The following is a 7,383-nucleotide window of genomic DNA, read 5'->3' as shown; positions in this document are numbered from 1 at the left end:
TATCCGAGCTGTCCGGAAAGATGGAAGACCTTGAAAAGGCTTTGAAGTTAAAGAACAGCCTTGCTTCTGCTGAGATCTATCTGCATTAAGAAGGTATTTGATAAGCCCTGTCCCTTAATTTAAGGGGCAGGGCTTATTTTGTTTACAAATAACCTCTTTCGTGCTGACCACTTCTATGATTCTCAAAAAGACATCCCCACAGGACATTTCTATTTTGGCTTGATAAATAATCATCATCCAATTGACAAAAAATCGCCATTCCCTTACTTTAGAAAATACAAATAATTTCAGGAGGGCCATTAATGCCGAAAGCTATAGTTAAGCTGGTTGACGGGATGCAGTTTACAGGGAGTGCTGATTCAGGCCATGAGGTCGTGATGGATGCGCCTGCCTCTTCAGGCGGCAGGAATATCGGCTCAAGGCCGATGGAACTGCTGTTGATGGGACTGGGCGGATGCACAGGTATGGATGTTATATCAATAATGAGGAAGAAACAGCAGATAGTGACAGGGTTTGAGATAAACGTCTTTGCCGAACAGGCAGAAACTGACCCGCACAGATACACCTCGTTTCATATTGAGTATGTTGTAAAAGGAAAGGATATATCTGAGGAGGCGCTGAAACGGGCTATCCAGCTCTCGCTTGATAAGTACTGCTCTGTAGGCGCAACGCTTGGCGCTGGAGCAAAGATCGAACATTCCTATAAAATAATTCAGGAAGCCTGAGAATGAAGAAGATACCGCAGCACATAGCCACACTCGGTTTTGTAGGCTTCATGCCGATAGCGCCCGGCACATGGGGCACAGGCGTTGCCGCCCTCTTTGTATATCTGCTTGCCTACATGCTGGACATGACATCTCTTTTTGGAGACTATATCCTCATCGCAATATTCATCCCCCTCTTCATCCTCGGCGTCTATGCGGCAGGCAAGTCTGAAAAGCTGCTCGGCAAGACAGACAGCGGCCATATTGTAATTGACGAGGTCTGCGGCTACCTGATAACAATGCTCTTTCTTCCAAAGACGCTGCCTTGGCTTATAGCGGGATTCTTTGTCTTCAGGCTCTTTGATGTGGTCAAGCCGCCTCCTGTAAGGCAGGTTGAAAGGGCGCTTAAGGGGGGCTTTGGAGTCATGTTCGATGATGTTCTAGCTGCCGTATATTCCAATATCTGCCTGCAGCTCTTCAGGTTAATTTATTAAATTTACCATACCTCTTTGATATGTTATTCTATATGGCATGCTGAGATGTTTTATCGCCATAGAGCTGCCTGAAGAGATAAAGGAATCACTGGCGGAAACCCAGAGGGAACTTCAAAAATACGGAGCTGACATAAGATGGGTAAGGCCGGAAAATATCCATCTTACGCTTAAGTTCCTCGGCGACACAGCAGAAGATCATATAAAAAAGATATCAGAGAATCTCAGCGGCGTATGCAAAGGCTTTAAAGTTTTCAACCTGGAGATGACCGGACTTGGCGTATTTCCCGGCACGATGTCGCCAAAGGTATTGTGGGCCGGACTAATCGGAAGTAATAATATCATTGATCTTCAGAAAGAGATTGAGAGCAGCATGGCTGAAATCGGATTCAAGCCTGAGAATAGAGTATTCAGCCCGCATCTGACGATAGGGAGGTTCCGGTCACCTGAAAACAAGGATGCCCTGCTCGAAGCAGTCACGTCAGAGAAGGTGAAGAACCAGGGGATTTTTGAGGTTAAAACAGCAGTATTGATAAAGAGCAGCCTGACTAACTCAGGATCTGTATATACAAAGATCTCAGAGGCGCTTTTAACTAACCCGTAATACTTATAAGTAAAATAGACGATTCACTATAACGAATAACAATACCCCGGAGGAGCGCGATGACTGACAAGAACCGTTTAAAAGCTTTGGAAGTGGCAATTTCACAGATAGAGAAACAGTTTGGCAAAGGCTCCATAATGAAGTTAGGCTCTGAGGGGAGAACCGAAATCGAGGTGATACCGACCGGTTCCATCGGACTTGATATAGCGCTCGGCGTAGGCGGCTTTCCGAGAGGCAGGGTCATTGAGATATACGGGCCTGAGTCATCAGGCAAGACAACCCTCACGCTCAATGCGATTGCGCAGGCTCAGAAGGCAGGCGGCGCTGCCGCATTTATAGATGCTGAGCACGCACTCGACGTAACATATGCCGAGAAGATCGGGGTAAATATAAACGAACTTCTCTTGAGCCAGCCGGATTCAGGGGAACAGGCGCTTGAAGTGACAGAGACGCTTGTCAGAAGCGGTGCGCTTGATCTAATCGTTATCGACTCTGTTGCCGCGCTGGTTCCGCAGGCTGAGATAGAGGGCGACATGGGGCAGAGCCTTCCGGGGCTTCAGGCAAGACTTATGAGCCAGGCGCTCAGAAAGCTCACATCCGCCATCTCAAAAAGTCATACAACCGTCATCTTTATAAACCAGATAAGGATGAAGATTGGAGTCATGTTCGGGAACCCGGAGACAACTACCGGAGGAAACGCTTTGAAATTCTACTCATCGGTAAGGCTTGATATCAGAAAGATAGAACAGCTCAAAGACGCTCAGGAGTCTGTCGGAAACAGGGTCAGGGTGAAGGTAGTAAAGAACAAAGTCGCCCCGCCCTTTAAGCAGGCGGAATTTGACATATACTTCAATGAGGGCATCTCAAGGACCGGCGAGATCATTGAACACGGGGTATTAAAGGGAATTGTAGAAAGGGCAGGAGCGTGGTATTCTTATAATGGCAACCGGATAGGCCAGGGAAGAGACAACACCAAGGAATATCTTAAGTCAAACCCTGAGCTCGCCAATGAGATAGAGGATAAAGTGCTTGAGGCTTACGGCATGAAGAAGCATAAGAAATAAAGATATGGCAAGAGATATAAACGCATTACTGAGAAAAACGGTTTCTATGGGGGCATCAGACCTCCATATTAAAGTGGGCAGCCCGCCGATCATAAGGATCAGCGGAACACTGGTTCCTATGGAAGGCGAGGAAAGGCTCTCAGGCGATGATACTAAAGGCATCGCCTCTGCCATCCTCAACGAGTATCACCTTAAAGTCTTTGATGAGACAAAAGATGTTGATGTCGCCTACAGCATCCCGGGACTTGGGCGGTTCAGATGCAACTGCTTTTCCCAGAGAGGGACCGTCGGCATAGTCTTCAGGGTCATCCCTATGGAGATAAAGTCCATTGACGACCTGCTGCTGCCGCCTATCCTGAAGAAGATCGCTTCTGAAGCGAGAGGCCTCATTCTGGTCACAGGAGCAACGGGAAGCGGTAAATCAACCACGCTTGCCGCGATCATTGATTATATAAACACCACACGGCATGAACACATCATGACGATAGAAGATCCGATAGAGTTCCTTCACAGGGACAATATGAGCATAGTGAATCAGAGGGAGACAGGCTCTGACACGGTATCTTTTGCCAAGGCGCTGAAGGCATCTCTGAGGCAGGACCCTGATGTAATACTCGTCGGCGAGATGCGCGACCATGAGACGATCCAGACAGCGCTTGTCGCAGCTGAGACAGGCCACCTCGTTCTCAGCACGCTCCATACGGTGGATGCATCCGAGACTATCAACCGTATCATCACAGTATTCCCGCCGCATCAGCATCAGCAGATGAGGATACAGCTTGCCTCCGTGCTTAAGGCAATAATCTCGCAGAGGCTCGTGCCGACTGCCGACGGAAAGGGCAGGGTCGCGGCTATAGAAGTGCTTATCGCAACCAAGACCGTCAAGGGGTGCATTGAAGATAAGGATAAGACCGGCATGATCAGCGACTATATCGCTGAAGGCGCAAGCCAGTACGGCATGCAGACATTTGACCAGTCGCTTCTCAACCTTTATAAAGATGGCCTGGTAACATACGAAGATGCCCTTACCAGATCCACCAACCCTGACGACTTCGCGCTTATGGTCAGGGGCATACAGTCAACATCCAGATTTATGGATGACACCAGAAAAGGCGATAAAGGAAAAGAAGGAACCGGAGTTGTCGTTGACGATCAGACCCTCTTTGCATTATATAAAGACGGCACTATCTCATACGGCGACGCCTTAGCCAAGGCCAAGAACAAAGAGGACTTCAGGATGATGGCCGAAGTTTATAAATCTTCTCCCGACTATGCAGATCCCGCAAAAAAATCTCCAAAGAAAGATAAGGTCTCTGATGAGAGGTTCTCAAGCTGACGCAAAAAGTTCTGCCCTGAGACTCATTGACTACCGCCCCAGAAGCCGCAAAGAGATGATCCAGCGGCTGAAGTTAAAAGGCTTTGAAGATGATGAGATAAACGGCACAATTGAATACCTCGAACGTGCCGGGCTTATCAATGACGAGATCCTGGCTGACGGGCTGCTAAAACACGCGATTGAAAGAAAATTACTTGGAAAAAGAGGCGCGGAGCTCTTTCTTTACAAACGCGGGATAGAAAGAAACCTTATATCTAAAGTCATCTCCTCCCATACAAAAGAGAACGAAGACGAAGCCGCAAAAAAACTCCTCGAGAAAAAATTAAGAACATTAAGCAAACAGCCTGAAGAAGTCATAAAGAGAAGGCTGTACGGAATGCTCCAGCGAAGGGGCTTTGCCTCTGATGTGATAAAAGCGGCCGTCAGCTCTGCGATGAAGTAACGCCATCTGCCACGCTTCTGCCGATAACTTCTATATTTATATACGGATTTTTGTATAATACGGTATCAAAAAATCAGCAGGAGAATAATCCCGGAATGAATAGCAGCGATATAAGAAAACTCTTCATAGATTTCTTTAAGGACAAAGGGCATAAGGCGATGCCAAGCTCCCCTCTTCTGCCTGTTGATGACCCCACGCTTTTATTCACCAATGCAGGCATGGTCCAGTTCAAATCAATCTTTCTGGGCGATGTTGAAAGCCAGCATAAACGGGCTGTGACCGTTCAGAAGTGCCTGAGGGCGGGCGGCAAGCACAATGACCTTGAGAATGTCGGAAGGACGGCAAGGCATCATACCTTCTTTGAGATGTTAGGCAACTTCTCATTCGGCGATTATTTCAAGAGAGAGGCGTGTGAATGGGCGTGGGAATTTCTCACAGAAAAGGTAAAACTTCCGGCTGACAAGCTGATGATAACCGTTTTCAATGATGACGACGAGGCTGCTGAGATATGGCAGAAGCATATAGGCATACCTGCCAACCAGATATTCAGGCTCGGAGAGAAGGACAACTTCTGGCAGATGGGCGACACAGGGCCGTGTGGGCCGTGCTCTGAGATACTTATAGACCAGGGGCCTGAGATGGGATGCGGAAAGCCCGGCTGCATGGTTGGGTGCGACTGCGACAGATACCTTGAGATATGGAACCTCGTATTCATGCAGTACAACAGAGATGCGGCAGGCAAACTTCACCCGCTGCCCAAGCCGAGCATTGACACAGGAATGGGGCTTGAGAGGCTTGCCGCTGTGATGCAGGGAAAGAAGAACAACTTTGACTCAGACCTCTTCATGCCGATAATAAAATATGTTGCAGGCATTTCAGGGAAGAAATATGGCGCTGACAAAGCAACAGACGTCTCGATGCGGGTCATAGCCGACCACATAAGGTCATCGGCATTCGTGCTTTCCGAAGGACTGGTGCCTTCAAATGAAGGAAGAGGTTATGTCTTAAGAAGGATCATAAGAAGGGCTGCGAGACACGGGCTCATGCTCGGCATCAAAGGGCCGTTCCTGCATGATGTTCTTGATGCAGTGTATGAGATAATGTCCGGCTCTTATCCTGAACTGAATGAGAACATCGGGATGAGCAAAAAGGTTCTCAAGTTCGAAGAAGAGAGGTTCGCGCATACACTCTCTTCAGGCATGGATCTGATGGATAAGGTCATTAATGAGATAAGGGCATCAGGCAAAGAGATGATACCGGGCACCGAACTATTCAAGCTTTATGACACATTCGGCTTTCCGCTTGACCTTGCGAGAGACATTGCCGAAGACAACGGCTTGAAGATAGATGAAAAAGGCTTTAATGAAGAGATGGAGCTTCAGAAGACAAAGGCGCGCGCATCATGGGTCGGAGGCGGAGAGGAAGTTTCAGGGATATACAAAGAGATCGAAACGCTTGTCGGGGCCACTGAGTTCACCGGCTATGACGCGCCGGATAAAACAGAGAGCGTGGTCAGGGCGATGATAAAGAACGGCGCCATTATAAAAGAGGCCAAAGAAGGCGAAGAGGTTGAAGTAGTTCTGGACAAGACCCCGTTCTACGGAGAATCAGGCGGACAGGTGGGCGATACCGGCATAATGGAGCACGGCGAAGGGCTCTTGAAGCTTGAAGTGATGAATGCAAAAAGAACCCACAACCTTATTCTTCATTCAGCAAGGATAATCAAAGGGACTTTAAGGCCTGACGTTTATGTAAAGCCTATAATAAATGACGAGAGAAGAGAGGCTGTCAAACGCAATCATACCGCCACGCATATTCTGCACGCGGCGCTGAAGGAAGTGTTAGGCGATCATATAAAACAGGCAGGCTCGTTCGTAGCGCCTGACCGGCTGAGGTTTGACTTCAACCACTTCTTTGCCATGGATGAAAGGGAGATCAAAGAGGTTGAGAGGATAGTTAATGAAAAGGTGATCAAGAACATGCCTGTCCATGTCTCTGAGACATCTCTTAATAATGCGATAGCCCATGGAGTGGTGGCGCTCTTTGGTGAAAAATACGGTGAGACGGTCAGGGTCGTAAAGGCGGGAAATTACTCTGCCGAACTGTGCGGGGGAACGCACTGTGACGCGACCGGGGATATCGGCCCGTTCAAGATAATCTCTGAAGGAAGCGCGGCTGCAGGCATACGAAGGATAGAGGCGCTGACCGGCTTTTACGCGCATAAGTTCATTAATGACGAGGAAGAAGAGCTGAAAAAAGCTGCCGGCCTTCTTAAGGCAACCCCTCTTAATGTTGCAGAGAAAGTGCGAAAGGCCTTAAGCGACCTCAAGCTTCTGGAAAAGGAGATGGAAAAGCTGAGGAGCAGTTCAGCCTCTCAGGACATAGAGAGCATCCTTGGAAAGACGGTTGAGATAGACGGCATAAAGGTGCTTGCACACAAGATAGACGGGCTTGATATGAAGACGCTCAGAGATCTGGCGGACAAACTGAAAGATAAGATAGGCTCCGGGGTCATCGTCCTCGGCTCCATACTTAACGGCCAGGCGTCATATGTATCACTCGTCACAAAGGACCTCGCCTCCCATTTCCACGCGGGAAATATATTAAAGAGCGTCACCGGCGGCAAGGGCGGCGGCAGGGCTGATATGGCGCAGGGCGGGACAAAAGATATCGACGCTATTGATATGGCAATCTCCTCAGTACCTGATATAATTAAGGGAGAGGCAAAATAATTAATTAGGA

The 7,383-nt window shown here is 48.3% G+C and carries 7 protein-coding genes; all 7 read left to right on the top strand.

The window, feature by feature from the left end; all coding sequences use genetic code 11:
• Window positions 1–302 precede the first annotated feature (302 nt).
• The 7 genes from Q7U10_03645 (at window position 303) to alaS (ending at window position 7,373) form a co-directional block, all read left to right on the top strand.
• Entirely contained in the window at window positions 303–725 is a 423-nt protein-coding gene (locus tag Q7U10_03645) for an OsmC family protein (GenBank protein ID MDO8281710.1), read from the top strand.
• A gap of 2 nt (window positions 726–727) precedes the next feature.
• Window positions 728–1,198 carry a phosphatidylglycerophosphatase A gene (locus Q7U10_03640; GenBank protein MDO8281709.1) on the top strand — a complete coding sequence of 157 codons (471 nt, stop codon included), beginning with the start codon at window positions 728–730 and terminating at the stop codon, window positions 1,196–1,198.
• Between the two features lie 37 nt (window positions 1,199–1,235).
• Window positions 1,236–1,799: an RNA 2',3'-cyclic phosphodiesterase gene (gene thpR, locus Q7U10_03635; protein MDO8281708.1), complete on the top strand. Its 564-nt coding sequence runs from the start codon at window positions 1,236–1,238 to the stop codon at window positions 1,797–1,799.
• A 59-nt stretch (window positions 1,800–1,858) separates the two neighbouring features.
• A complete protein-coding gene (gene recA / locus Q7U10_03630) occupies window positions 1,859–2,863 on the top strand; it encodes a recombinase RecA (protein MDO8281707.1) in 1,005 nt (334 codons plus the stop codon).
• Between the two features lie 4 nt (window positions 2,864–2,867).
• The gene (locus tag Q7U10_03625; protein ID MDO8281706.1) at window positions 2,868–4,199 is read left to right on the top strand and encodes a type IV pilus twitching motility protein PilT; all 1,332 of its coding nucleotides are present in this window, start codon (window positions 2,868–2,870) and stop codon (window positions 4,197–4,199) included.
• A complete protein-coding gene (locus Q7U10_03620) occupies window positions 4,180–4,641 on the top strand; it encodes a regulatory protein RecX (GenBank protein ID MDO8281705.1) in 462 nt (153 codons plus the stop codon). Before Q7U10_03625 ends, Q7U10_03620 begins: the two co-directional genes overlap by 20 nt.
• Before the next feature lie 95 nt (window positions 4,642–4,736).
• Complete coding sequence (gene alaS / locus Q7U10_03615) at window positions 4,737–7,373, top strand: alanine--tRNA ligase (GenBank protein MDO8281704.1); 2,637 nt, start codon at window positions 4,737–4,739, stop codon at window positions 7,371–7,373.
• The last annotated feature ends 10 nt before the right edge of the window (window positions 7,374–7,383 follow it).

The organism is Thermodesulfovibrionia bacterium (assembly GCA_030646035.1).
Classification (GTDB): domain Bacteria; phylum Nitrospirota; class Thermodesulfovibrionia; order UBA6902; family UBA6902; genus JACQZG01.
The sequence above is the reverse complement of the archived record's forward strand: the minus strand, read 5'-3'. Positions and strand labels throughout refer to the sequence as shown.